The organism is Vibrio sp. 10N.261.46.E11 (genome assembly GCF_041472735.1).
In the GTDB taxonomy this organism is placed as follows: Bacteria; Pseudomonadota; Gammaproteobacteria; order Enterobacterales; family Vibrionaceae; genus Vibrio.
In genome coordinates this window covers 260301-285650 of record NZ_JBFRQW010000002.1, presented here as the reverse complement: position 1 = coordinate 285650, position 25350 = coordinate 260301, and the positions used below count along the sequence as shown (strand labels likewise).

At 44.3% G+C, this 25350-nt stretch carries 20 protein-coding genes; 11 read left to right on the top strand and 9 right to left on the bottom strand.

What is annotated here, in order from left to right; all coding sequences use genetic code 11:
* The first annotated feature begins 86 nt into the window (after window positions 1–86).
* Window positions 87–686: a hypothetical protein gene (locus tag AB4407_RS01630; RefSeq protein WP_372117963.1), complete on the top strand. Its 600-nt coding sequence runs from the start codon at window positions 87–89 to the stop codon at window positions 684–686.
* Window positions 687–823: 137 nt separating this feature from the next.
* On the opposite strand, the gene AB4407_RS01625 is transcribed toward AB4407_RS01630, so the two are convergent.
* Entirely contained in the window at window positions 824–1930 is a 1107-nt protein-coding gene (locus AB4407_RS01625; protein ID WP_372117960.1) for a 1-acyl-sn-glycerol-3-phosphate acyltransferase, read from the bottom strand.
* A 175-nt stretch (window positions 1931–2105) separates the two neighbouring features.
* Here AB4407_RS01625 and AB4407_RS01620 point away from each other — a divergent pair, with 175 nt between their 5' ends.
* The gene (locus AB4407_RS01620; protein WP_372117957.1) at window positions 2106–2732 is read left to right on the top strand and encodes an AraC family transcriptional regulator; all 627 of its coding nucleotides are present in this window, start codon (window positions 2106–2108) and stop codon (window positions 2730–2732) included.
* Window positions 2733–2972: 240 nt separating this feature from the next.
* Here the strand turns inward: AB4407_RS01620 and AB4407_RS01615 are convergent, their stop codons facing one another.
* On the bottom strand, window positions 2973–3461 hold the full coding sequence (locus tag AB4407_RS01615) for a hypothetical protein (RefSeq protein ID WP_372117955.1): 489 nt from the start codon (window positions 3459–3461) through the stop codon (window positions 2973–2975).
* Window positions 3462–3483: 22 nt separating this feature from the next.
* Complete coding sequence (locus AB4407_RS01610; RefSeq protein WP_372117952.1) at window positions 3484–4005, bottom strand: nicotinate-nicotinamide nucleotide adenylyltransferase; 522 nt, start codon at window positions 4003–4005, stop codon at window positions 3484–3486.
* A gap of 109 nt (window positions 4006–4114) precedes the next feature.
* Between AB4407_RS01610 and nadE the strand changes: the two genes are divergently transcribed.
* Entirely contained in the window at window positions 4115–4945 is an 831-nt protein-coding gene (nadE, locus tag AB4407_RS01605) for an ammonia-dependent NAD(+) synthetase (RefSeq protein ID WP_372117949.1), read from the top strand.
* 95 nt (window positions 4946–5040) lie between these two features.
* On the opposite strand, the gene AB4407_RS01600 is transcribed toward nadE, so the two are convergent.
* The gene (locus AB4407_RS01600) at window positions 5041–6897 is read right to left on the bottom strand and encodes an MOSC N-terminal beta barrel domain-containing protein (RefSeq protein WP_372117946.1); all 1857 of its coding nucleotides are present in this window, start codon (window positions 6895–6897) and stop codon (window positions 5041–5043) included.
* Window positions 6898–7113: 216 nt separating this feature from the next.
* On the opposite strand from AB4407_RS01600, the gene AB4407_RS01595 reads away from it, so the two are divergent.
* The 3 genes from AB4407_RS01595 (at window position 7114) to AB4407_RS01585 (ending at window position 9724) form a co-directional block, all read left to right on the top strand.
* Complete coding sequence (locus AB4407_RS01595) at window positions 7114–7272, top strand: YqaE/Pmp3 family membrane protein (protein WP_004731890.1); 159 nt, start codon at window positions 7114–7116, stop codon at window positions 7270–7272.
* Between the two features lie 192 nt (window positions 7273–7464).
* On the top strand, window positions 7465–8493 hold the full coding sequence (pyrC, locus tag AB4407_RS01590; RefSeq protein WP_108194321.1) for a dihydroorotase: 1029 nt from the start codon (window positions 7465–7467) through the stop codon (window positions 8491–8493).
* 304 nt (window positions 8494–8797) lie between these two features.
* The gene (locus tag AB4407_RS01585; RefSeq protein WP_372117943.1) at window positions 8798–9724 is read left to right on the top strand and encodes a M14 family metallocarboxypeptidase; all 927 of its coding nucleotides are present in this window, start codon (window positions 8798–8800) and stop codon (window positions 9722–9724) included.
* Between the two features lie 231 nt (window positions 9725–9955).
* On the opposite strand, the gene AB4407_RS01580 is transcribed toward AB4407_RS01585, so the two are convergent.
* Both AB4407_RS01580 and AB4407_RS01575 read right to left on the bottom strand, forming a co-directional pair.
* Window positions 9956–11563: a BCCT family transporter gene (locus AB4407_RS01580; RefSeq protein ID WP_372117941.1), complete on the bottom strand. Its 1608-nt coding sequence runs from the start codon at window positions 11561–11563 to the stop codon at window positions 9956–9958.
* 484 nt (window positions 11564–12047) lie between these two features.
* The gene (locus tag AB4407_RS01575) at window positions 12048–12620 is read right to left on the bottom strand and encodes a malate synthase (protein WP_017070684.1); all 573 of its coding nucleotides are present in this window, start codon (window positions 12618–12620) and stop codon (window positions 12048–12050) included.
* Window positions 12621–13078: 458 nt separating this feature from the next.
* Between AB4407_RS01575 and AB4407_RS01570 the strand changes: the two genes are divergently transcribed.
* Window positions 13079–14506, top strand: a complete 1428-nt coding sequence (locus tag AB4407_RS01570; protein WP_372117938.1) for an NAD-dependent succinate-semialdehyde dehydrogenase — start codon at window positions 13079–13081, stop codon at window positions 14504–14506.
* 263 nt (window positions 14507–14769) lie between these two features.
* Here AB4407_RS01570 and AB4407_RS01565 read toward each other — a convergent pair whose 3' ends face one another.
* Both AB4407_RS01565 and AB4407_RS01560 read right to left on the bottom strand, forming a co-directional pair.
* The gene (locus AB4407_RS01565) at window positions 14770–16956 is read right to left on the bottom strand and encodes a malate synthase G (RefSeq protein WP_372117936.1); all 2187 of its coding nucleotides are present in this window, start codon (window positions 16954–16956) and stop codon (window positions 14770–14772) included.
* A 117-nt stretch (window positions 16957–17073) separates the two neighbouring features.
* Complete coding sequence (locus AB4407_RS01560; protein WP_372117933.1) at window positions 17074–18027, bottom strand: LysR family transcriptional regulator; 954 nt, start codon at window positions 18025–18027, stop codon at window positions 17074–17076.
* Between the two features lie 130 nt (window positions 18028–18157).
* Here AB4407_RS01560 and AB4407_RS01555 point away from each other — a divergent pair, with 130 nt between their 5' ends.
* A complete protein-coding gene (locus AB4407_RS01555; RefSeq protein ID WP_372117930.1) occupies window positions 18158–19756 on the top strand; it encodes an isocitrate lyase in 1599 nt (532 codons plus the stop codon).
* 231 nt (window positions 19757–19987) lie between these two features.
* A complete protein-coding gene (locus tag AB4407_RS01550) occupies window positions 19988–20566 on the top strand; it encodes a hypothetical protein (protein ID WP_372117928.1) in 579 nt (192 codons plus the stop codon).
* A gap of 125 nt (window positions 20567–20691) precedes the next feature.
* Here AB4407_RS01550 and AB4407_RS01545 read toward each other — a convergent pair whose 3' ends face one another.
* Entirely contained in the window at window positions 20692–21084 is a 393-nt protein-coding gene (locus tag AB4407_RS01545; protein WP_372117926.1) for a cystatin domain-containing protein, read from the bottom strand.
* A 424-nt stretch (window positions 21085–21508) separates the two neighbouring features.
* On the opposite strand from AB4407_RS01545, the gene luxM reads away from it, so the two are divergent.
* A complete protein-coding gene (gene luxM / locus AB4407_RS01540; protein ID WP_372117924.1) occupies window positions 21509–22696 on the top strand; it encodes an acyl-homoserine-lactone synthase LuxM in 1188 nt (395 codons plus the stop codon).
* A complete protein-coding gene (locus tag AB4407_RS01535) occupies window positions 22693–25332 on the top strand; it encodes a response regulator (protein ID WP_372117922.1) in 2640 nt (879 codons plus the stop codon). The genes luxM and AB4407_RS01535 overlap by 4 nt, the downstream gene beginning before the upstream one ends.
* Window positions 25333–25350: the final 18 nt, after the last annotated feature.

Here is a 25350-nt window from a genome sequence, read left to right as displayed (position 1 = left end):
TTTACCGACCAACAAATGAGTAAAACACTATGCGAGAATAATTTTTTCATTATAGTGTTAACGTCTATCGTAATAAGAAGCTTGTTATGCTCCGAATAATCGTACTTATTATTGGTTCTTTAACCATAACAAATGTGACTGCAGAACCACTCGATCAGTATCAAATATTGAACCATCTGGATAATTACGGAAACTTATATTTACGAAATAAGCCCTATACATCGCTACCGACAGGATTGGTCGTCGATGGCAATTTAAATATAGAAAAAACCGCAATCACTCGCCTTCCCAAAGGGTTGGAAGTTAACGGAAGCCTTAAAGGCGGTAACAGTCTACTAGCCCGAGTTCCATCGGGCGTAAAAATAAAAGGCTACGCCGACTTGATAGGAAGTAAGATTACCCGTTGGCCAAAAGGTGTGAGAGTGGGTGGATTCATCAACCTCACAGATACCCCCCTAATACGGCTTCCCAACGGCTTTAGAGTAAAAGGAGACCTAAGCGTGATCCGTACTCCTTTAACCGAGCTACCAAACGGGATAGTGGTTGATGGCGATTTATATATTGGCGGATCTGCAATTACAGAATTTCCCGATACCATGACGGTCAAAGGCAATATCTACCTAGGTGGTAACACGATTACCACGTGGCCGACCCAATTAGATCTTGGTGGTGCTGTTGCTCGCTAACCTGCCGTTCGATTCATTGATTGATTGATTGATTGACGGTAATAGCAGTACTTAGAAAAAGACACCTATACCGCTATAAAAAAGGAGCCTTAGGCTCCTTTTTCAATTCAATCAACGAACGTGTTTGCTAACGCTCGTTAACCAATATTCTTCACTGGGTTCGCATAGCTATCGATCAAGTACTGACGAGCACCTTGTGGCAAACTCGATAGTTTATCTTCAAACTCTTGCTTCACCGCAGCTGTAATCGACTCGTCTTCTTTTTCTGCAGCCAGTAAGTTCACAGGAAATAGTTTGTAGTTATCGTGGATCTGGCGGTCAATCTCTTGAGCAAGAGCTTCAGGCGTATCGAAATCTTGGTCAATAACCTGACCAAAACCAACATGAACACGCCCTTTATTACCGATGATGCCTTGAATGATACTTTCGATATCTTCAAATTCACCTTTTTCGTAACTACCGTTAACGTCTTTTTCAAAAAGCTCAATTGCTTTCGCTGTGTCACACGGATCGTTTTCGTATGAAATAGCCACAGGAACGATCTTCAATGATTTTACGTATTCAGGGAAGGCTATTTTCTGCTTACGGCCTTCAACGTGGAACATTTTCAAGATTGCAGGCTCAGTAAAATCGTTACCGTCCTTTGCACGACCTTCTTTCTGAGCGATCCAAATAGAGTTACCTGTTTCTAGAGAATGCTTAATGTACGAAGACAACTGCCCTAGCGCTTTCATCATTTCACGTGGCCCTTTGAGAGAACGCTTTACGATGAAGCTTTTGTTCAGACGCATCAGTTCAGTGGCACATGGTTTCTTCAACAAGTTGTCACCAATAGCAATACGGCAAGTCTGATGATTTTTCTGATGCAAAGCGTAATTAACTAATGCTGGATCCATAGCAATGTCACGATGGTTTGATACAAACAGGTAAGCTTGATCAGTATCCAATGACTCTAAGCCCGTGTATGTCACCCCTTTGGTGGTTTTAGCTAGCGTGTCACGTAAGTACTTTTTCACTTCAATCTGAATGGATTCGACGCTAGTCAGCTTGCTCCACTTCATTTTTAAGTAAACGCGTAGAATTGGACTCATTAACGTTTTGAACCAAGACGCATGGTTTGAAAAACGGTAGTGCAAAATCGCACTGATAAATTCTTCATCATTAATAAGACGGTTTAGTGCCGCAGGAATTTCATCATCGCCGTAAGGACGAATATCAACATATGGATCGCTTGGAGAGGTCATTTTTTAATTCATATAATAAAAAGCTGGCTCATTCTACGCGTTGTTTTGACTTCTCGCAGCTACAGAGCCCATACTTTTGATAAGGTCAGACCAGAAACATTGAAAATCCCCTGTTATTGTTGGCATTCTTACAGATTAACGGTAATCTTGACGCCCCAAAATTAAGGTACTATCTATGAACTTCGCTATTGAATATACATCGGCTTACTTTTCACACTTGGTGATCACACCACGCAAAAAAGTACTTAAGCATAGCCTTGTATCTGTTCAAAGTGGCTTGGTTTTGATAAAGCTAGGTAAACAAGAGTATGCCGTTGAGCCAGGTCAAAGTATCTGGATTCCCTATGACTGCTTAACGTCACTGACCTACTTTCCAAATACCCAAATTAATCGTGTCGATTTTTCTGTGCGTTTAACGGATTCTTTCCCAAGACAAGCGGGTTACATCACTCAAACTAACCTATCTTCGGCGCTATTAGAAAAACTAGAGATAACCAAAGCTCGCGCTTCAAATGCTAATAATACCGAGCAAGCATTCAAAGATATGCTTTCTGTGCTTAAACAAGAAGTGTTAGCGTTCAAACCACTGCTTTGCGAAAGTGCTCTGTCTCAGCGATTCAATCAATGGAATGTTGATGACTCTAACTTGCCGCAAGAGCACACCTTGGTGATGGTAATGCGCGAAGCAAAGAAACGCATGCAATCAGGTCAAAAGCGAACTCTTGTGATTGATGACCTGTTCTCAGGCAAAGAAGAAGAGTTCGAACAATTGTGCATGCTCGTGTTTGGTGAAGACCTATAAGCAAGAGTATCGGACACCGGTTCTCTGCTCACTAGACTGTTCTTCACTTGCTAAGTTGCTGAGAAAATTAAAGCTTATCTTCAATCAGCCTGTAAACCACACAGCTAAATCAAACGACCAAACACCAGATACCAAAAAGCCGCAAAAACTCAGTTTTTGCGGCTTTTCTATATTCTTATCGCTTCTTAGCTCAGAGCTAATGTACCTGCAAAGATATTTTACCTAAAAAGGTACTTTTATCTAGAAAGGTAGCTCGACCTGCATCATAAGGTCTGCGTCTCGTGAATCATGCCAACGATAATCAAAACGCATACGCGGCTGCCCTTCAACTTTATCACCAAAACCTATGCTCAGCTGAAGACCATGGTTCATCAACCACTCTTCTGTCGACATATTATACTGTTCATCTTCAAGATCTTCTGGAAACCACATCCCCAAACCAACATAGTTGGACTCTAGGCTTTGTGTTAACAATGGCGTGTCTTTACTTTGAAGAACCCAGTCAGACCAATAGTCTGGCGCTTCAGGCTCTTCGTCACTTAGTCCGCTGATTTCCATCATACGTTGGCCAAAAGACTCAATACTCGTAGAGAAATCCAAACAGCCATTTTCATCATCAGAAGTCAGCATGACCGAATCTAGGCTAAAAAGATCACAATCGGCATATGCAGGTAAACTGCATGCTGCAATGATCATCGTCGCTGGTATCGCGCGCTTTAGCATAGTCATCAGACCTCTTGAGTGAGTGAATCTACATTATTGTATACAGTCCACTATCTTGCAATATCTTTGTAACTGACTTTGTACTCAGTTTTGCAACATCGCTTCCACTTATCAGCGCATTACGAATGTCTGTACTACGAATTTTCACTTTTTCAGGGCAAGCCATTACAGACCATCGCTTGGTAATTTCATCTGATTTATAGAAAGATGAGAACTTAAAGAAGTTGTCAGGCCCAATAACGAACGTGAGTTCCGCGTCACGATGTAACTTTTGCAGTTCACTGAGCACAGCATAAGTTGTCACGCTTTCACCGGGTGTAAACAAGCTCTTTTCAATCAATGATAGCTCAACTTGATCCAGGGAAAGATCACTGATAAATGCGCTAACTAACTGACATCTCGTATCAAAGTCTAGCATCTCTTTTCCCCAAGCATGGGCAATACTTGGAACGAGTAGAATTTTGTCAAAGTGAGCCAACGAATCAATCACACTTTTATGCCCTAAGCTCGGTGGATTAAACGCACTACCGAAAATGGCTATTTTTTCCATTATTTATTACTGCCTTCTCTTTCTAAGCTTGTGCAAAGAGGTTTTTAAATCGGATGATTTAGGTATGATAACACTAGATTTTTAATTTGCTTGCAGGAAAGGAATACGAATGGAACAGTTAATTCGTGACGAAATGCGCGTACTACCTTCAATTGACCCTCACTTCGAAGTGACTCGTCGTGTGGACTTTATTAAAACGAAACTTCAGCAGTCAGGCTGCAAGTCTCTGATCCTTGGTATCAGTGGCGGTGTGGATTCGACAACTTGTGGCCGTTTAGCACAAATGGCAATCAACAGCCTGAATGAAAACGCTGGCAGCAATGAGTATCAGTTCATCGCGGTTCGCCTGCCTTACGGCGAGCAAAAAGATGAAGACGAAGCACAACTTGCTCTCTCTTTCATCCAGCCTTCTCAATCCGTCTCTGTAAACATTAAAGCGGGTGTTGATGGGCTTCACGCAGCCTCTCACGTAGCTTTAGAAGGTACAGGCTTACTACCAACAGATTCTGCGAAAATCGACTTTGTGAAAGGTAATGTAAAAGCTCGTGCTCGCATGATCGCACAATACGAAATTGCAGGTTACGTTGGTGGCCTTGTGATTGGTACTGACCACTCAGCGGAAAACATCACTGGCTTCTACACTAAGCACGGTGACGGCGCATGTGATTTAGCACCACTGTTTGGTTTGAACAAACGCCAAGTTCGTGAACTTGCAGCAACGCTGGGCGCTCCAGAGCAACTTGTAAAGAAAGTTCCAACCGCTGATCTAGAAGAGCTTGATCCACAGAAAGCCGATGAAGCAGCCTTGAACCTTTCTTACGATCAGATTGATGATTTCCTTGAAGGCAAAGAAGTCCCTCAAGACGTATCAGAGCGTTTAGTTGGCATCTACAAAGCAACGCAACACAAGCGTCAACCGATCCCAACGATCTACGATTAATTTTTTGAATTAGTCTCAGAATCACAAAGGCCGGACGTTCATTTCAACGAACTTCCGGCCTTTTCTATTGAGTGCTTGTCTAACCCAATGAGTCGTTAATCAACAATTTCGATATCGGTTTGCGGAACACTACAACACGCCAATATCTGACCCATATTGCGTTCATGCTCTTGCAAAGCTGGTACGTCAGGTTGGTGAACTTGCCCTGACTCAAGGGTCACTTTACAAGCACCGCAGAAACCCGCGCGACAGCTTGAAGCAATAGACACACCCGCCGACTCGGCTTGCTCTAGCAAGGTTGACTGATTATTACCTTCGAACAAGTAGCCATTCACACTCAACTGCAGTTGCTTCACAGCTTCCTCAGTCGACTGAGCCACACCAAACGCTTCTTGATGGTAATGCTGAGGGTTGAGCCCCATTTGAATCAGCAATTTCTTAGCATTATCCATAAAGCCGTCAGGGCCACACACGAACGCTTGGCGCTTGTGTAGTTCTTCAATTTTAGCGACATGTGACACGCTTAGACGCCCAGACAAACCATCCCACTCTTTGGTTGGTTGGCTTAATGAGTAAATCACACGAAGACCCACGTGCTCACTGGCAATCTTATCAATCTCAGCTTGATAAGGAATGTCTTCTTCACTGCTGCATTGATGATAGAAAACCACATCATCGATCTGACCATGGTCTGCCAAGTAACGAAGCATCGACAACATTGGCGTAATGCCGCTGCCTGCAGACAAAAGCAGTAACAGGTGAGTTGGGTTTGCTTCTAAGTAGAATGCACCATCTGGGTTTTGAGCAACTAGCGTATCGCCCACTTGGAAATGGTCATTCAACCAGTTAGAGATTTGGCCATCGTCCACTCGCTTCACTGAAATCGCTAAACGACCTGCTCGTGAAGGGCTAGAAGATAACGTGTAACGACGAGAAACTTTTTCACCGTCAATCACCATCTCAATCGGTAGATGTTGCCCAGGCTTATAACTTGGTAGTGAATGGTTCTCTTTGGCAGGTTCTAACCAAAAGGTCGTAAAATCACGAGCGACCTCTTCGCGCTCAACACACGTTAAGTGCAACGACTCAACCCAAGTGTCTTCATAGTGTTCTTTTTCTTTGGTTTCGAGCACTTCAACCACATCACCGGCTTTGACTAAACCTTCATTTTTAGCCACAAGATTCTGACCAAAGAAAACGCCACCGCGTTCATTCGCTCGGAATGTAGAGAAGGTATTAAGCGGCTCTTTTGTTGCTCTAAATTCACCACGCTCAACATCAACTGTCGTAAGGATACAACGTTCACAAGGCTTAACCGCTTCGAATTCAACCTCACCAATACGGATACGCTTCCAACCATCTTCAGCAAAGGCTTCGGTATTAGAAACGACAAAGTTGGTGCGGAACTGGTCCATTGAATGGACTTCAGGGCTGCGGCGATTAAGTTCATCTAGCGATGCTTGGCTGATCACCAACATTGGGTAGCCATCAGCGAAACTGACATTCTGGCCGAGCTTTTCACGAACACGATTCGACTGCTCACCAGAGAACAATAACTCAACGCGAACACCCAACACATCGCTGAACCAATCATCGGCTTCATCATTGGTGGTGTAAGCAGTGAAACTGTCCTTCCAAACTGTTGCTGGCGCTTCTTGCATCTTGAAGTTTGCATATTTCAGACGCAGTGGCTCTTTACCTTCATAAGTAAAAATCAAACCGTCAGGTTGCAAGCTTGAAGAGACCTTAACCATCTTCGGGTACTTGCGCGCTGTAACCATTGAACCGTCTGCCAACGCCAGCATGAAACGCCTGTCAAAAGTTAGACCTTGTTTTTCGACCCAAGCAGAAGAGAGCGCGATCCCGCCCACAGATTTCACGGGAAATACATTGATTTGAGATAGAGAAGGCACTTGCTCTAAAGCCTTTTGATCTGACGGTAGCTGCGACATAACGATTCCAATGTTTTGTTGTTTGCCCCAATGCTAACAAATGGTTATAAATAGATAAACTGGCAGCTACTAAACACTTGATACTAAGCTAGTATCTTGAGATGTTTAGCTTTCACCTTGATACATAAAGACACCAATGCATTAACTTTCTCCATACGTTCTATAATTTGAACACGGTTATCGCATTAAACCTTCATTGAATAAAAAGGATTTATCATGAACAAACTCGTCATTATCATTTTATGTGTACTGCTTCCGCCTGTTGGTGTGTTCTTCGCTCGCGGTGCAGGTAAAGACCTATTGATTAACATCATCCTGACTTTTTTCTTCTGGGTGCCAGGAATGATTCATGGTCTGTGGGTAGCCACCCGTTAACCCTTCTTAACAAATAAATACCGAATAAAATACCCATAAAAACAAGCTCCTAGCCCTGAAGAGTTAAAAATAGGATGAAATGAAAGTGCTTTTCCACTATCATCCTGTCGCCTAAACGTAAGCGATTGCTTTCACAGATTTCGCTGAGTTTAGGCTCCAACTACATAACACTTCAAATGGTGGGAGCCTTCAATGACACAACTTACGATTACTCGTCCTGACGACTGGCACGTTCATCTACGCGATGGCGAAGTATTAAAAGATACAGTGCGCGATATCAGCCGCTACAATGGTCGAGCGTTAATCATGCCAAACACCATCCCACCGGTAACCGATACCGAAATGGCTTTAGCTTACCGTGAACGCATCATGGCAGAGCAGCCAAGCGAACAATTTCAGCCTCTAATGGCACTTTACCTGACAGACAACACTACACCTGACGAAATTCGCAAAGCGAAAGAATCTGGTGCTGTTGTAGCAGCGAAACTATACCCTGCAGGCGCGACGACTAACTCTGATTCAGGTGTAACCTCAGCTCAAAAGATTTACCACGTACTTGAAGCGATGCAAGAAGTAGGTATGTTGCTGCTAGTACACGGTGAAGTAACAGCTCACGATGTTGATATCTTTGACCGTGAAAAAGAGTTCCTAGACACTGTTCTAGCGCCGATTGTTAATGACTTCCCTAATCTGAAGATCGTTCTAGAGCACATCACGACGGCAGATGCTGCGACTTTCGTTAAGAACGCTAACGAGAACGTAGCGGCAACCATCACCGCTCACCATTTGCTTTACAACCGTAACCACATGCTGGTTGGCGGCATTAAGCCACATTTCTACTGCCTACCTATCCTTAAGCGCAACACGCACCAGTTAGCACTTATCGAAGCGGCAACAAGCGGTAGCAAGAAGTTCTTCTTAGGTACAGACTCTGCGCCACACGCAAAAGGTGCTAAAGAGTCAGCATGTGGTTGTGCGGGTTCTTACACTGCGCACGCAGCAGTAGAACTGTACGCAGAAGTATTCGATTTAGAAGGCAAGATTGAGAACCTAGAAGCATTCGCGAGCCACAACGGCCCTGACTTCTACGGCATGCCACGTAACTCAGACACAATCACGCTCGTTAAAGAAGAATGGAATGTTGCTGAAACAATGCCTTTCGGTTCAGACATTGTTGTGCCAATCCGTGGCGGTGAGACGATTGCTTGGTCTGTAAAATAGGCGCTTAGGCGGTGAAATAAAGGGGCTCGATAAACAAAGCCTTTCGTTTCAATGCCGCTCATATATATCTTGATATCAGTTAACGATATTGCTTTGCCAGTAGCACAAGTTACTGGCTTTTTTCATGAGCTTAATTTGGCGTATATCCCGATCTTTACCTTATATTAATCGTCGTAAGACGCCTTAGCTTAGCTTGTTATAAATACCAGGCACCCCATTCCATACACAGATCCGATAAGAGTTGCATGATAGCGTTCTGCTGATTATTCTCACTTCATCACAATGTACCGTATAGAGATAAACGATGGAAAGCACATACACCTACCCAATCGGTAAGCCAGGACAAAAATGGCAACAAGCAGAACGTGAAGCATGGTTAGCTCAACGAACGGTTAAGCGTGAATACCAGCAAGAAGTTGTACCAAAGATTAAAGCACTTGCAGACCATTTTGATATCGAACAATACGGCGCACTGAGCTACGACGAAGCTCGCTTCCCACTTTTCGCAATTAAGAGCAAAATCTGGGACGAGTCAAAGCCGACCATTCTGGTTACAGGTGGCGTTCACGGTTACGAAACCAGTGGTGTGCATGGCGCGATCAAATTCGCAGCGACTCAAGCAGAGAAATACACGGCGCACTTCAACATTGTTGTAGCACCGTGTGTGAGCCCTTGGGGTTACGAAGTGATTAATCGCTGGAACCCAAATGCTGTTGATCCAAACCGTTCTTTCTATGACGGTACGCCTGCTGAAGAATCAGCAAACCTACGTGCCTTAGTTGCGTCTCTGCCAGAAGTATTGGTTCACGTTGACCTGCATGAGACGACAGACTCTGATGAAACTGAATTCCGACCAGCACTCGCAGCTCGTGATGGTATTGAGTACATCGAAGGTATGATCCCAGACGGTTTCTACACCGTGGGTGATACAGAAAACCCGCAGCCTGAATTCCAAGCGGCAGTAATTGCTTCAGTAGAAAAAGTAACGCACATTGCGCCAGCAGATGCAGACGGCAAGATCATTGGTTCTGAAGTTACCCAACATGGTGTAATTAACTACCCAATGAAGAAGCTTGGCTTATGTGGCGGTGTGACCGACTGTAAGTACGGAACAACCACTGAGGTTTACCCAGACAGCGACAAAGTGACAGACGAAGAGTGTAATGATGCTCAAGTTGCTGCTGTAGTCGGTGCTCTGGATTACGTTATTCAACATGAATTGAACGCGTAAGCCAATAGCTAGTAGCTAGTAGCTAGTAGCTAGTCCCTTAGAACTAATCCCTAAAACTAAAAAGAGCCATAAGTGACGATTCACTTGTGGCTCTTTTTTTTGTCTTTTCTACTTGTCTTTGATTTCTTCTTGGGCATAAAAAAGCTCCCTTGCACACAGTACAAGAGAGCTTTGAAATAACGCTGAATAAGGAGTAATTAGCGAACTATATACTCCCCATACTCGATTACTTTATTTAGCGGTTTCGCTAACGTTTTCTTGTCCTTTATCTACTTCAGTCAGTAGACCTTTCAACAAGCTAAAACAGCCAATAAGAAGAATGATCGTAAACGGCAGTGCTGCAATAATCGTGATCGATTGCAGAGCTTGGATAGATTGAGTGCCACCAATCCACAGCATTACCATTGCGATTGCGCCAGAGATAACCGCCCAAACCACTTTCTGTTTCACCGGTACTTCTAGTTTACCACCTGCTGTCATGCCATCGATAACGATAGAGCCTGAGTCTAGCGTTGTAACGAAGAACACGATGATCAGCGCGACTGCGAGAACTGACAGAATGCTACCGAACGAGTAAGCATCTAGCATGTAGAACAAGCTTAGAGATACGTCTGTAATGCCTTGGTCGAAGCCAAGTTGTCCCACATGGTTAATTACTTGCTCGATAGCCACGCCGCCGAAGATCGACATCCAAGCCGACGTTACCAATGTTGGGATAATCAGTACGCAAAGTAGGAACTCACGCACCGTACGGCCCTTAGAAATACGCGCTACGAACATACCGAAGAATGGTGCATACGCAACCCACCATGCCCAGTAGAACACAGTCCAGCCATGCAGCCATGTTGTGTCTTCACGACCCGCACTTTGGCTCAAAGCTACGATGTTTTTCACATAGCCCGTTGCCGCAGTCGCCACAGAATCAAGCACTGTCGTAAAATTCAATACAGCGATAAGACCAAGGAATACGAACGCAATAACCATGTTCAGGTTACTTAGGAACTTAACACCACCGTCCATGCCACGCATAACAGAGATGATCGCCAAGCCCATGATCAGAACGATAATAGATTGCTGAAGGTAGATGTTGTTTTCCAAGCCAAACACGTGGCTAATACCACTTGCTGCTTGCGTACCACCTAGGCCTAATGAAGTTGCAAGGCCAAACAGAGTAACCAGTACCGTTAGTACGTCGATCACATCACCTGTTTTCCCCCAAACTCGTTCACCCAGTATTGGGTAAAACACAGAACGCATTGATAGCGGTAAGCCTTTGTTGTAAACAAAGTACGCTAGACAAAGCGCCGTCATGCCATAGATAGCCCATGCATGAAAGCCCCAGTGGAATACGGTTGCACCTAGTGCCAGTTCACGGCCTGCTTCTGTAAAAGGTTCTGCATCTAATGGTGTGCCGAACCAGTTAGTGAAGAACGCGGTTGGCTCAGCAACACCCCAGAAAATAAGCCCGATACCCATACCCGCTGCGAATAACATCGCAATCCAAGATGACATCGAATAGTCCGCCGTCGCGTCTTCGCCACCTAGGCGAATCTTACCCAACGGTGAAAATGCTAGAACAACAGCAAACGCCAGCATGATGTTAGCTCCCCACATAAACAGGAAGTCAAACTTTGATAAAACAGCACCCTTAATAGAATCAATAGCAGCTTTAGCGTCTGCTGGAGGAAGAGCAAGAAGAGTGATGATGAAAAGAAGAGATAAGCCTACTGAGGCTATGAAGACGGTGTTGTGGACATCCATGCCCCATTTACTGACGTTATCTTGACCAACTTGATAGTCAGTAGAATCGATACTGTATTTTTTTGATTTAAAACTCATAAATTATGATGTTCACATATCCGAATCAACGAATATAAGGACGCTCTCCATATCCAATTACTACTTGATTGGCTCGCCGCACCACCTAAATAGAAGCGATAAAAATCACAATGGTTGGTGATAAATGGACTTACTGGCTCAATCCCAAGGCGCCAATTATAGCACAGCTCAAAGCATTTTGACTGAGTTTTAGCTCAATAGTCACCCAAACCACCGTCAATAGTGATAGTTAAGCCAATAAAAACAGAATAAAATAAACAAGTAAAAATGTTTAAATACAGTGCTTTAAATTAAAATAACGCACTGCAAAATCTCATTCAAACTTTCTAAAGATAAAATCAACAACAACCCAATTTATTTATAGCTCTAAGAAAAAAGCCCCGCTATAGGGGCGGGGAAATTACCAAAGGTAAAAGAGAAATCAGTATTCAAATGTCAGTGCTACGTCTAGCAGAGCAGCACTTCATATTTCAAAGACAGCACATTAGATCGCGAAGCAAAAGCCTAGGTTGTAGTCTTCGCCATTCTTCGCCGTGAACTCTTTGTCTTCACTTGATGCATTCGGGCGGCCGCTTTCATCACCTTTTACTAAGCTCACCCAGTGACGAATACCTGAAGAACGGCTAGCCTCAGTTTGGCCAAACGTGGTGCACGTCTCTAATTGGATATCTTGAATATCAACTAACTCCAGACGGCCTGTGCCTTTACGAGCGCCGATTGTCACTTCAACGTGTGTACCACTTTCATCGCGGAATAGTATTGCTGAAGGCTTAGACTTGTCACCGGTGTAAGCTACAAAATGCTTAGCGCGTTTCAGGCCGGTGTGTTCACCGTTTTTGAAATAAACCTGAACATGTCGGTAATCAATCTCGTAGCTCACTGCATCTTCGTGTGAACCCGCCTCTAGAGGGAATAGAGTATCAAGTAACTGTTTCGCCATTTTTTGTTTTTCGAGTTGCTTGTCTGCTTTCACCATTTCTACGGCAAAGACAGCTTCAGCAATAAATGTTGAATGGTTTCTGTGAAGTTCTGTTTTGTCTAGTGTCAGCATATTCATAATCTTTCCCTCTTACGGCTTTGAATTTCATGTAGGTCAAAAATCCTGATTGACCTTGTTCAAAATTGTTCTTTGCTGTGTCGCTTCCATGTATTTCATACTACTTGTATTTTTGAAACAATTTCACAACAAAAATTTCACACTGTGAATTTTACTAAATTGATTTTTTACACAAACCGGAATTTTCGCCCCCAGCCCTTTATTTAATTGGGCTGAGAGCTCACTAGACACACTTTTACGTGTTGTTTGATTTTGTGTAATTACCAACTCAATCACAGTCAACACGCAACGCTATGGTAATCATTTCAGGAAAAAAGCGGGGGCGGGGACGTCTCGAAAACAAAAAACACTGTATTATTGAGTAGTAACCATAAGCTTCGACCAATGAACATTTGGTCGAAGTCATTTAATCACTCGCCAACCCGCACGTCTAAAGTAATCACAACAAAGGAATCACGATGCTAAACATTAAGAACCAGCGCTTACTCTCTTTTATGGTGACAGAAGCGAATAACGCGGTTGCCGTGAGCAATCCAGCAACAGGTGAACTTATTGGCCATGCGCCTATCTCATCTGAGGCGGAGTTAGAGAGCGCTATCGAACGTGCTCATGTTGCGCAGAAAGAGTGGGCAAAAATTCCCGCTAAATCCCGTGCTGCATTGCTAAGTGGTTGGCATCAACTGATCCTTGAAAACAAAGAAGATCTTGCTCGCCTAATGACCATTGAACAAGGTAAGCCGTTAGCAGAAGCAACGGGCGAAGTGGTGTATGGTGCAAGCTTTATTGAATGGTTCGCCGAAGAAGCGAAGCGCACTTATGGTGACTCGATTCCAAGTACTGCTGGGGATAAGCGTTTAGTGACGATCAAGCAGCCAATTGGCTTAGCATGTGCCATTACACCGTGGAATTTCCCGATTGCGATGATCACTCGTAAGGCCGCACCAGCTCTAGCGGCTGGGTGTAGTTTTATTGTGAAGCCCTCAGACGAGACACCGCTTTCTGCATTTGCTGTGGTTGAATTGGCTTACCAAGCGGGCATTCCTAAAGATCTACTTCAAGTCGTACTTGGCGATAGCCCTGAACATATTGGCGAGCTTTTCACATCACACCCACTGATCAAAAAGATCTCTTTTACTGGTTCGACTCGAGTCGGTAGTATCTTGATGGCTCAAGCGGCGAAAGGCATTAAGCGCACTTCAATGGAACTGGGCGGCAACGCACCGTTTATCGTGTTTGACGATGCGGATATCGACGCGGCCGTTCAAGGCGCAATGGCTTCAAAATTCCGTAATGCAGGCCAAACCTGTGTTTGTGCGAACCGTTTCTACGTTCATAGCAAGGTGCATGACGAGTTTGTAGCAAAATTCGACCAAGCCGTTCAGCAGCTCAAAATTGGCAACGGCTTAGATGAAGGCGTCACTATTGGCCCTGTGATCAGTGAAAGGGCGAAACAAAACATCCAAGGTTTGATTGACCGAGCGATGGAACAAGGTGCGCAGCCTGTAACCTCAACTCAAGCGCTTGACGGTTTGTTCATTCAACCTGTGGTTCTTAAAGATGTAAAACACAGCATGGACATCGTTCAACAAGAAATCTTTGGCCCAGTCGCGCCTGTGATGAAATTCGAAACCGATGAAGAACTTATCGAGATGGCCAACGATACCATTTATGGTTTGGCGTCTTACTTCTACAGCCAGAATATCCACCGTGTATGGAAGGTAGCAGAAGCACTTGAGTACGGTATGGTTGGCATTAATGACGGCATGATCTCAACTGAGGTTGCCCCTTTCGGTGGGGTTAAACAGTCAGGCATTGGTCGTGAAGGCGCTAAAGAAGGCATCGATGAGTACATGGATATAAAGTATTTATGTTTCGGTGGCAACTAAGCTTCGGGGGGAATTAAGGTTTTGGCGAAAATTAGGTTTGGTGATAGATAAGATAACTGCTTTTCATTTCTAAACTCAGCTCCCACATCTAACCAAAAACCAAAAAAAAGCCGCGCTATAAAGCGCGGCACCTTGGGCTCGGTTAAAGGGGGTTTCTTTTTTTAGTATTTTTCTTTCTCTGTTTTTGTTATTAGATCACTTTCCTATTTCAGTGATTTAGGCTTTTTGTGCTTTCGCTTATCTGCGATTTAGCACTTTCCGACTCAAATACTCTGCGCTTTCAGTTTTAGGCGCATCGCGTGTAACACTGGCTCGGTATAACCACTCGGCTGAGCACAGCCTTCAAATACCAACTGACACGCTGCGGAAAACGCAATGCTGTTTTCGAAATCAGGCGCCATGTTTTGGTAGCTTGGATCCCCAGCATTTTGCTCATCAACCACTGCTGCCATGCGCTTCATAGTTTTCATTACCTGGGCTTCCTCGCAAATACCGTGACGTAACCAGTTAGCAATGTGTTGGCTTGAAATACGCAACGTTGCACGGTCTTCCATTAACCCTACATCGTTAATATCAGGCACTTTCGAACAACCGACACCTTGGTCAATCCAACGAACTACGTAACCAAGAATACCTTGCGTGTTGTTGTCCAGTTCATTTTGGATATCTTGAGCTGTCAGCTTTTGATTGCCTAGCAACGGGATAGTAAGAATATCGTCAACATTTGCTCTCACACGCTCACGAAGCTCTTTCTGACGGCTAGGAACACTCACCTTGTGATAGTGCAAGGCATGCAGAGTCGCCGCGGTTGGAGAAGGAACCCAAGCGGTATTGGCTCCGGCTTGTGGGTGTCCAATTTTTGCGTCCATCATCTTGGCCATGTTATCTGGCTCTGGCCACATACCTTTACCAATCTGGGCTTTACCTTGCAGGCCACAAGCTAAGCCAAGATCAACGTTTTGATCTTCGTACGCGCCAATCCATGTCATGGTTTTCAGCTGTGTTTTAGGAGCAAAAGGACCCGCTTCCATACTGGTGTGGATCTCATCACCCGTTCGGTCTAGGAAACCTGTGTTGATAAACACCACACGGTCTTTGGCTGCGCGAATACACTCTTTCAAGTTCACAGAGGTACGACGCTCTTCGTCCATAATGCCGACTTTGATGGTGAAGCGGTCTAAACCTAGTGCATCCTCAATGCGACCAAACAATTCATTGGTGAAAGCCACTTCTTCAGGGCCATGCATCTTAGGTTTTACAATATTGATGCTGTTCGCGGTCGAGTTTTGGTAAGGGCTATTACCCTTTAAATCGTGCATCGCGATGAGCGATGTCACCATGCCATCCATGATACCTTCAGGCACTTCATTACCTTCTGCATCAATAATCGCAGGGTTAGTCATTAGGTGGCCCACATTGCGTATGAACAACATGCTGCGACCTTTAAGTGAGATTTCACCCCCCGTCACACTGGTGTATTGACGATCGGGGTTAAGATTACGAACAATGGTTTTACCGTTTTTCTCTAGCGACTCTTGCAGGTCGCCCTTCATTAAGCCTAACCAGTTTCGGTAAGCCAATGCTTTGTCTTCACCATCAACCGCAGCGACCGAATCTTCGCAATCCATAATCGTGGTCAGTGCCGATTCCACCAGCACATCTTTAATACCTGCAACATCGACGCTACCAATTGGCGCGCTCGGGTCGATTTGAATTTCAATATGGAGATTATTGTGTTTAAGCAGGATACAAGAAGGTGCGCTTGCGTCTCCTTGATAACCAATAAACTGGTTGCGATCAATTAGAGTGACTTCTTCGCCATTATCTAGCGTTGCTGTCAGCGTGTTGCCAATGCTCACATCGCTGATGCTGTATTTGGTCACGTCTTTATGAGAAACACCATTCAGCGGTGCGGCGTCATCAAGGAACCCGCGAGCATAGCTCACGACTTTAGCGCCACGAACAGGGTTAAAGCTTCCACCTTTCTCTGCACCGTCGCTTTCGCTGATCACATCGGTGCCGTAAAGCGCATCGTATAAACTGCCCCAACGCGCGTTTGCTGCGTTAAGTGCAAAACGTGCATTCATAATTGGAACGACAAGCTGTGGTCCTGCTTGGGTGGCGATTTCTGGCTCGACATTTGCTGTTGTCACTTGAAAATCATCGCCTTCAGGGACTAGGTAGCCGATCTGTTGTAGGAACTGTTTGTACTCTGCCGCATCTAGCGTTTGTCCAGCACGCTCTTGGTGCCAGGCATCAATTTGATGTTGAAGATCGTCGCGCTTTATAAGCAATGCGCGGTTCTTAGGAGCCAAATCTTCAAGGATGGTTGCAAAAGATTGCCAAAAGTCTTCAGCGACAATGCCTGTTCCAGGGATTACCTGCTCATTAATTAATTGGTAGAGGGTGCTATCAATGTTCAAGCTTCCCTGTTGAATACGACTGCTCATAAAATCTCTCTCAAGCTAACTGATGACTACTGAATAAATTTACGCAACGGACATAAATTTAGCTAATTTATGCCAGTTATATTGGATATTCATATAAAAAATACCCTACAAACTGTGTTATTCCGTCACTCCGCTCTCGATTTCATTGGCAACACTTTTAATCAAGCGACGCATCCACTGGTGGTCTGGATTGGTTTGTAATAATGGACTCCACGCCATTTTCACTTCAAACGGTTCAATCGCAAAAGGAGCAGGTTTGATCAACAGCCTTGGATTATTTCGCTGCAGTTGCGCGGCTTTGGTTGGAATGGTCAGGATCAGATTCTTCTGTTGAGCGAAGAGAATGGCTGATAGGTAATGTCGAGTAAACACCGTAATATTGCGTGTTTTTCCGATACGAATAAGGGCTTCATCTATCCAACCGAGCTTTTGCGCTTCACTTGGATTGATCCCGACTCCGGTTCCCATCCCCGTCTTACTTACCCAGATATGTTGCGCCTTTAAATAAGACAAAATATCAAAGTTATCGGCTATTGGATTATCACAGCTAAATAGGCAAGAGAACCCGTCGTGCCAAAGGCTCATCTGGTGAAAGGACTGTGGAATGTCATCAAAACGGTTGATGATAATGTCCACTGTTCCTTGTTCTACATCCTGATAGCTCACATCACTTGGCGTCATTATATCCAGTCGTATTTTCGGCGCTATCTCGCTCAGTTTTTTCAATAGCGGTTGAATAATGGTCGATTCCGCATAGTCACTCGCCATGATACGAAACACGCGTTCACTGTCTTCTGCATTAAACTCTGTGGTCGGTTGGAGTGTCTTTTCTACATTCGCCAAGATGTTGCGGATCAGAGGTTGCAACTTTTGCGCGCGCTCGGTCGGCACCATCCCTTCACTGGTTCTCACCAATAGCGGGTCTTCAAACAGATCACGCAATCGGCGCAGTCCATTACTCATGGCTGGTTGAGTTATTCCTAATTGATTTGCCGCTCGTGTAACGTTTCTTTCACGTAGCAACATGTCTAAATACACAAGTAAATTAAGGTCTATACGAGCAATATTCATAAGAAAAATACCGAATATAATAACTATAAATTAACAAAATTATCACATGCGTGGTTATTCTTTGTCCATAGCAAAGTTTTAATCCAAGCCAATTTGGCAACCATACCCCACGTGAAACTAAGGAATAGTTATGTCGCAAATTACACAAGATATCGAAATGATAGAAGTTGCAAAAAGCGCTGCAGGTGCTCCATGGGATGCAATCAATGCTGAATCTGCTGCTCGTATGCGAGCTCAAAACAAATTCAAAACAGGTCTAGATATCGCGCAATACACGGCAGATATCATGCGTGCGGATATGGAGGCTTACGATAAAGACAGCTCTCAATACACTCAATCTTTAGGTTGCTGGCATGGTTTTATCGGTCAACAAAAGCTGATTTCGATTAAGAAGCACTTTAATGGCAAGACAGATCGCCGCTACCTATACCTATCAGGTTGGATGGTTGCTGCACTTCGCTCAGACTTTGGTCCACTTCCAGACCAATCAATGCATGAGAAAACATCGGTTGCAGGCCTAGTAGAAGAACTATACACATTCCTGCGCCAAGCTGATGCACGTGAACTGGGTGGTTTATTCCGTGAGCTAGACGCTGCACGTGAAGCAGGCGACGTTAACCAACAAGACCTTATCCAAGACAAAATCGACAATCACGTAACACACGTGGTGCCAATCATCGCGGATATCGATGCAGGTTTCGGTAACGCAGAAGCGACCTACCTAATGGCTAAGCAGATGATTGAAGCGGGTGCTTGTTGTCTACAAATCGAAAACCAAGTAGCCGATGAGAAGCAATGTGGTCACCAAGATGGCAAAGTTACGGTTCCACACGCTGACTTCCACGCAAAACTTCGTGCGCTTCGTTACGCTTTCCTTGAACTAGGCATCGACAACGGCATCATTGTTGCTCGTACCGATTCACAAGGTGCTGGTCTAACAAAAGAAATTGCGGTAGTGAAAGAGCCGGGCGACCAAGGTGACATCTACAATTCATACCTAGATGTTGAAGAGATTGATGTTGCAGATATGGCAGAAGGCGATGTTTGCTTCAACCGTGACGGCAAGCTAGTTCGACCTAAGCGTCTGCCTTCAGGCTTATACCAATTCCGTGAAGGTACCGGTGAAGACCGTTGTGTATTTGACTGTATTGAAGCGATTAACGCAGGTGCTGACCTACTTTGGATTGAGACTGAGAAGCCACATATCGGTCAAATCAAAGAGATGATGGACGGCGTACGTGAAGTACACCCTAACGCGAAACTGGTTTACAACAACTCTCCATCATTCAACTGGACGCTAAACTTCCGTCAGCAAGCTTACGATGCATTGGTTGCTGAAGGTAAAGATGTATCTGCTTACGACCGTGCAAACCTAATGAGCGCCGAATACGATGAAACTGAACTGTCTGCAAGTGCTGATGAGAAGATTCGTACATTCCAAGCGGACGCATCTCGTGAAGCGGGTATCTTCCACCACTTGATTACGCTACCGACTTACCACACTGCAGCGCTGTCCACCGACAACCTTGCGAAAGAGTACTTCGGCGACCAAGGCATGCTGGGTTACGTTGCAAATGTTCAACGTAAAGAGATCCGCCAAGGCATCGCATGTGTTAAACACCAAAACATGTCTGGTTCAGACATCGGTGATGACCACAAAGAGTACTTCGCTGGTGAGAATGCACTGAAAGCAGCGGGCGAAGCGAATACGTCTAACCAATTCGATTAATCGCTAACACTTTTGATTAGTCGCTAACACTAAAGCCTCCCCCGCCCTTCTCTCTTACTTAGGTAAGACCGGGGGAAGGCTTTGAGATAAAGCTTGTACTGCCGGCTTTATCTCAAAGTCTAAGAATTGTGTTCTACACCACGGTCAGCTAAGCAACATCTGTTTAAGCTAACTGTATTCATGTTTGTTGAGATTCCTGTTTGTTGATCTTTCTTTTGATTGAGAGTGCCTATGACTTCAATACCTAAACACCTACAAGATGCAAAAACGCTGCTATCAGAAAATGGTTTCGCAACGGGTGATACTTGGTATCACGGCACGTCTTCAGCCTTGCTTGCTTCAATTAAAGGTCAAGGGCTGAAACGCTCTGGAGACAAAGCACTCAATGAAGCCGCTTCAAAAACCATGGCAACGATTGGCAACAACTACACCGAGTCGGTTGAACCTGTGTTTCTGACTCAGAGTAAAGAGCTGGCGTATTACTGGGCGCAACAAACCGTTCGTGAGCGCAGTGTTCGTTTCGAAGGGGAAGAACAACCTATCGTGTTAGCGGTAAACCTGTCTGAAAAGCAACATGCTAAAGTAAGACCGGACGTGGGTGCGATGAGCCTGTTAATGATGAGTGTGGGCGAGCAGTTCATGGCTCACATGGCTCAGGTTTATCAAGAGAACAACATCGCAGGCCCAGACATTGAGCTTCGAACAGCGGAGCGTATGGATTATCTCAATAAACTTGGAATGGCCTACATTGATGAAGACATCAGCCGAGCTTGTGTACAAGAGCTGTCAGAGCCGGAACTGACCAGTTAATTAGGTTCATTACGTAAACACTATTCAGAATAAAAAAGGGCTCCTAATCTAGGAACCCTTTTTAAGTGTGACGTTTTTTACATGCTCGTTAATCAATGGACTAGTTAATTTATGGACCAGCTAATCTATGGACACAAACGACCTTTCTGTGCAGGTTGCATCATTTCGATGTCACCTTGTAGAGAACGATAAACAACAGTGTTCCACACCTGACCATTATCCATTTCAAACTCGATCGCGTAGTTCAAACCCGCGACTACTTGAGTGCGAACGCTCAAGATTTTTTCGAGCTTTGCTGAGGTATTCATTTGTCCAAGAACCACATCTAAAGCTTGCTTGGCTTCTGGGGTAACATCGCTTTGTGACCAACCACCTGTCAGGTTCTTAGTGCTACAGATTGGATTCGCTTTCTCTTGTGGTTTAGCAGAAACATCAGACTCCTGACTGCACCCTGCTAACACTGCAACACTAAACACGGCTGCTAATCCAAGTAATGATGTTAATCGTACTTTTTTCATGAATCCTCTCTACATCGTTCATTCAGTCATTTACGAGAGATTACCCGTAATGATGTTTCATATGCAGGCAAGCTTAGACCTCGAATGTCATCACTTCATCAGAGATTATGGTGTAACTACTCAATAAATACAGAGCACTGTCAGAAAACCAAAGCCGGACAATAAGCAGACAAGTAAATATTTGAGAACACACTAATTTAGGGGTTCATGAATTGATCGAAAAATAGCGAAACCATGTTGTTTAGGATTAGTACAAGTAGTAAACTCCCACTTTAAATGCAGCTTGTTTTTGAGAAACTAAACGCACAAAAAGTTAGGACAACTTTATAAAGTAACTACTCTCAAACATCAGCCATAGATACATCTCTCATAAACGGGTACAAGTCACATAAAAATAATTAGATAAACTTAGGCGGTTCACTACATGGAATTAATGTCGTCTTTAGGTTCACTGTTGGCTAGCAGCCTGCCTATCGAAAAAAAACAACACGCTCTGGTTGAACTCGTACTCCACACTTATCAACCGCAACAGCGCACGGCTCTTTTCAAAACAGTGGCAGAACATCGTCGAAGCCAAATAGAATTGCTTTTCCCTGAACATCAAACAAAAAGCGACTCTGTAATGTTTGAAGTAATGGACTACCGCGATCTGATTCAACGTTACCCAAGTACATTATCCGCAGAGGTTGCTCTGCTGGAAGAGGCTGTAGGACAGTGCTATATGCATTGGTTAGACTTTTGGTGTGAATGTGAAATTTCCGCAATCAAAGCAAAATTACCATTGAGCACCCATGCCCTTTATCCTATGGATCTGCCCATTAAAGATAGTGCTTACTATGGTGTAATCATTGACCAAATAGAAAATAGTCAACTCATAGTACAAACGCCAACTTGCCCTCAAGGAGTACCAATCAGCGATGCTATTGCTTTAAGCAACCTTGAGGTTTTTATTAAAGGTGAGAAGTGGTATGAGATGCTACCTTTACTCCACTTATCACAAACAGGTAAGCACTTTATTCTACTCAAACACCCAACAGATGAAGCCTTTCCAACCCTAGTCTCTTCAGCCCTAATTCAAGATTGGTCAAAATATGAAACTTGGCTAAGCTACGCCCCCATGTTTAGCAATGAAAAATGGAAGTACAGTTTATCCGAACGTGGCTATGAGGGACTGGCAGAGCTACATATTTTTACTCCGCCGGCCCTATCAAAGTGTGACTCTATTCCAGAGTTCGATAATAAGTTCCAATTACAATTAGCCGAAATGCAAGCTGTATGTGAAATTCTACGCCTAACCGTGAGTGGAAATATTCAACAAAAAATCTACTTTCTTTATCTTGCTCAAAAAGAGATGCTCAACTTGTTACATCAAGCGGGCTATAAAATTGGTTTCACCATTATAGATCAACCTTTGATACTCGATTTTTACAAGGCTATCGAACCACAAGCATACTTGCCGCTAGGGTCTTGTGACTTGAACGAAACGAACTTAGTGACTTACCGCGGGTTATGGAATATTGAACTGATGTTGAAGGCATTCAATCATGTCAACTTTCGAGACTATAGACGGTGCCTCCGTGAAAATAAAAATACAGCGTGGCAAATAATATGAAGACGCTTGATCTTGGGCTAGAGGCGATGTTCTATGCTAAAGCCATCACTCTGCTTGCAACGGTCGCTGTTGTTGTAATGTGGCTGTTCTACTATTGTTATCGCCTTAAACAAAAGAACGAAGCGATAGTGGGGACACACCATGTACCTTACATCGCATATTCCATCTGTATTATTACGTGGATCAGCAGTAATGCCTACTTCCACACCGGCTTTTTGCCAGGACTTGGTACCACAGCAGCCATATTCGCAGCAAAGTTGGCCAACCTCAGCTCTTTCCTTGCTTTTGCCTTTGCGTATTACTTCTCGTGTCAGCTCGCAGCCGAAAACCGCAGTGGTAAAATCCATAGGTGGCAACAAACCATTCTCGCGAGCATGACGGGCTACTCCTTCTATATCAATTTGACCCCAGGGTTAACGGTAGAAGATGTCACCATTACTGCTCCAAGCCAATTCGTGATCGAGTTTGGCCCGCATACACCCTACTTTTTCATGGGGGTTATCAGCTTGATTGCCCTTACATTGACTAATCTAGTGACCATGCGTGCCAATAGCAGCAAGCTAACATTAGCCAAAACCAACTACATGATTACGGGCATCTTGGTATTCATGCTATCTACCGCAACGATTCACATTGGCATTGCCTATTTCCTACGTGACTTCTCACTCACTTGGCTTCCCCCAGCCTTGTCGCTCAGTGAGATGTTATTTTTTGGCTATGCACTGCTGACCTCTCGCTTCTACAGTTTGAAATACCTTACATACATAAGCCTTAATGTGCTGTTGGTGTGTGCAATATTGTTGCTACCTTTTGGTACGGTATTTATCCCCCTAACTGACGGTAACCAATGGCTTTTAGCCATCCCTATTAGTGCGATGATCGGCGTCGCTTGGAATCTACTCTACAAACGCGTAAGTCCTTACTCCTCATTACTTGTCTTCAGAAACAAAAAGACACCGGTACAACAAATCCTCGCATTAGAAGAAGACTTCAAGTTGTCGATTGACGATGCCATGCGCCGTTTAGGTAGCCAACTGCAAATCCCAGAAGACAAGCTTCGACTAGTTAACAGCAATTACAACGAAACCTTCTACGAAGATTACCTATCTAGCACAAAATCCGTTCTAGTGTTCGATGAGCTTTCTGAAAAACTCGATTATACTCAGCCAGCTAAGCGGTCACTAAAAGCACTTTATGACAAGATGAGTTCGAACAACACCGCGTTGGTCATGCCACTATTTGGACACAAAAAATCAGTCACACACTTGCTAGTATCATCGCACAAAAGCAACAATCGTATGTTCTCTAATGAAGAGATCTCTGCACTGCAAACCTTGTTAACTAGAGTACAAAGCACAATCGAAGCCGACAGGCGTATTCGCCAAAGTCGTGCTCTGGCTAACTCAATCGCTCATGAAATGCGTAATCCACTGGCTCAAGTGCAACTGCATTTTGAGGTGTTAAAGCAGCACATTGATAATCAAGCACCAACTCAACAAATCTTGACTGACATTGAGAGTGGCCAAGCAGCAATTCAACGCGGACGGCAACTGATTGACATCATCTTGCGAGAAGTCAGTGACAGCTCACCTGAGCACGGGCCAATCACCATGACCTCAATCCACAAGGCCGTGGATCAAGCTGTCAGCCACTATGGCTTTGAGAATGAAAAAATCATTGAGCGCATTCGTTTACCGCAACACGCTGATTTTGTGGCAAAGCTGAATGAAACCCTATTCAACTTCGTCATTTTCAACCTGATACGCAATGCAATCTATTACTTTGATTCTTACCCAGACAGCCAAATTGAGATCAGCACCAAAACAGGATCTTACGAGAACGTTCTCATATTTCGTGATACCGGCCCCGGCATTGACGAAGCCATTGTTCATAAGGTCTTTGATGACTTTTTCTCTTTCCAAAAAAGCGGTGGTAGCGGCTTAGGTCTGGGTTATTGCCAACGAGTGATGCGTTCATTTGGTGGCAGGGTAGAATGCCATTCCAAACTTGGTGAATTTACTGAGTTTCACTTGTACTTCCCTATTGTACCCAATGCTCCAAAAGCGGAGACGCTGCGTACGCCTAATTTCAACGGTTGGAAACACAACCAATCAATGGAAGATAAAGCCGAAGCTGATGTAAAACCAGAGACCCAAACCCCAAGCGGTAATAAAGAGCCTGAACCGGCAAGTGCGCTAACAGAACGCACGCAAGCAGAAAATCAACCAGCATCAAGCCATCTTGCACCGACAGTACTTATTGTCGATGATAAAGAGGTACAGCGCACGCTTGTTCAGATGTATTTGAACCGAATGGGCGTTAACAGTTTGCAAGCCAAAAACGGGAAAAATGCCGTCGAGTTGTTCAGAACACACAAGGTTGATTTGGTCTTAATGGACGTACAAATGCCAGTAATGAACGGCTTTGACGCAAGCTTGATCATTAAGGCACGCTCACCTCAAACACCAATTATTGCTTTGTCTGGTGAATCAGGACAACGTGAACTCGACATGATCAATCAGTTAATGGATGGTCGACTTGAAAAGCCAACCTCATTGGATGCACTACAAAACGTGCTTGATAGTTGGTTGAGAAAAGACGCAACGTCTAACGCTTCTAAGGAAACAGAGAATTAGTATTAAACACCGTAATCT

What these genes read in the sequence shown, in the direction of transcription:
- AB4407_RS01580 (WP_372117941.1), bottom strand. Translation starts at nt 11,563, where the DNA reads ATGAGTTTTAAATCAAAAAAATACAGTATCGATTCTACTGACTATCAA.
- AB4407_RS01560 (WP_372117933.1), bottom strand. Translation starts at nt 18,027, where the DNA reads ATGAATATTGCTCGTATAGACCTTAATTTACTTGTGTATTTAGACATG.
- pyrC (WP_108194321.1), top strand. Translation starts at nt 7,465, where the DNA reads ATGACACAACTTACGATTACTCGTCCTGACGACTGGCACGTTCATCTA.
- AB4407_RS01570 (WP_372117938.1), top strand. Translation starts at nt 13,079, where the DNA reads ATGCTAAACATTAAGAACCAGCGCTTACTCTCTTTTATGGTGACAGAA.
- luxM (WP_372117924.1), top strand. Translation starts at nt 21,509, where the DNA reads ATGGAATTAATGTCGTCTTTAGGTTCACTGTTGGCTAGCAGCCTGCCT.
- AB4407_RS01585 (WP_372117943.1), top strand. Translation starts at nt 8,798, where the DNA reads ATGGAAAGCACATACACCTACCCAATCGGTAAGCCAGGACAAAAATGG.
- AB4407_RS01555 (WP_372117930.1), top strand. Translation starts at nt 18,158, where the DNA reads ATGTCGCAAATTACACAAGATATCGAAATGATAGAAGTTGCAAAAAGC.
- AB4407_RS01545 (WP_372117926.1), bottom strand. Translation starts at nt 21,084, where the DNA reads ATGAAAAAAGTACGATTAACATCATTACTTGGATTAGCAGCCGTGTTT.
- AB4407_RS01625 (WP_372117960.1), bottom strand. Translation starts at nt 1,930, where the DNA reads ATGACCTCTCCAAGCGATCCATATGTTGATATTCGTCCTTACGGCGAT.
- AB4407_RS01535 (WP_372117922.1), top strand. Translation starts at nt 22,693, where the DNA reads ATGAAGACGCTTGATCTTGGGCTAGAGGCGATGTTCTATGCTAAAGCC.
- AB4407_RS01620 (WP_372117957.1), top strand. Translation starts at nt 2,106, where the DNA reads ATGAACTTCGCTATTGAATATACATCGGCTTACTTTTCACACTTGGTG.
- AB4407_RS01615 (WP_372117955.1), bottom strand. Translation starts at nt 3,461, where the DNA reads ATGACTATGCTAAAGCGCGCGATACCAGCGACGATGATCATTGCAGCA.
- AB4407_RS01565 (WP_372117936.1), bottom strand. Translation starts at nt 16,956, where the DNA reads ATGAGCAGTCGTATTCAACAGGGAAGCTTGAACATTGATAGCACCCTC.
- AB4407_RS01610 (WP_372117952.1), bottom strand. Translation starts at nt 4,005, where the DNA reads ATGGAAAAAATAGCCATTTTCGGTAGTGCGTTTAATCCACCGAGCTTA.
- nadE (WP_372117949.1), top strand. Translation starts at nt 4,115, where the DNA reads ATGGAACAGTTAATTCGTGACGAAATGCGCGTACTACCTTCAATTGAC.
- AB4407_RS01595 (WP_004731890.1), top strand. Translation starts at nt 7,114, where the DNA reads ATGAACAAACTCGTCATTATCATTTTATGTGTACTGCTTCCGCCTGTT.
- AB4407_RS01550 (WP_372117928.1), top strand. Translation starts at nt 19,988, where the DNA reads ATGACTTCAATACCTAAACACCTACAAGATGCAAAAACGCTGCTATCA.
- AB4407_RS01630 (WP_372117963.1), top strand. Translation starts at nt 87, where the DNA reads ATGCTCCGAATAATCGTACTTATTATTGGTTCTTTAACCATAACAAAT.
- AB4407_RS01575 (WP_017070684.1), bottom strand. Translation starts at nt 12,620, where the DNA reads ATGAATATGCTGACACTAGACAAAACAGAACTTCACAGAAACCATTCA.
- AB4407_RS01600 (WP_372117946.1), bottom strand. Translation starts at nt 6,897, where the DNA reads ATGTCGCAGCTACCGTCAGATCAAAAGGCTTTAGAGCAAGTGCCTTCT.